The organism is Francisella sp. SYW-9 (assembly GCF_008711465.1).
In the GTDB taxonomy this organism is placed as follows: domain Bacteria; phylum Pseudomonadota; class Gammaproteobacteria; order Francisellales; family Francisellaceae; genus Francisella.
In genome coordinates this window covers 1-505 of the sequence record NZ_VXKQ01000045.1, presented here as the reverse complement: position 1 = coordinate 505, position 505 = coordinate 1, and the positions used below count along the sequence as shown (strand labels likewise).

Sequence of the window (505 nt, the reverse complement as noted above, 5' to 3'; positions counted from 1 at the left end):
AAAAAAGGAAGAAAGAAAAAAGAAAAAGAAAAAAAGAGGGAAGAAAGAAAAAAAAAGAAAGAGAAAAGAAAAGAAAAAGAAAAAGAAAGAGAAAGGAAAAGAAAAGGAAGTGAAAGAAAAAAAAAAGGAGGAAAAAAAAAAAAAAAAAAAAAAAAAGAGAAGAAAAAAAAAGAAAAAGAAAAAAGAAAGAGAAAAGAAGAAGAAAATGGGAAAAGAAGAGAAGAAATAAAAGTAAAAAAAAGAGGGAGAGAGAAAAAAAAAAAGAAAAAAAAAAAAAATAAGAAGATGTATAAAGAAAAAAATAAAAGAAAAAAAAAAAAAAGAAAGAAAAAGTAGTATATGGTAAAAGATAAGAAAAGAAAAATAAAAAAAAAAGAAAGGAATGAAAGAATGAGTAAAAGAGAAAGAAAAAATAAAAGGATCATCAAAAAAAAAAAAAGATAAAAGATAAAAGAGAAAAGGAAATACTTTAAGAAGCTTTAGAAGAAAGTGATCACGTAGTGGG

At 21.6% G+C, this 505-nt stretch carries 1 protein-coding gene; it reads left to right on the top strand.

Going from position 1 to position 505, the window contains the following annotated elements; all coding sequences use genetic code 11:
* The coding region (locus F3D62_RS13290) for a hypothetical protein (protein ID WP_191092620.1) at positions 1 to 336 on the top strand (336 nt) is incomplete at its 5' end.
* Positions 337 to 505: the final 169 nt, after the last annotated feature.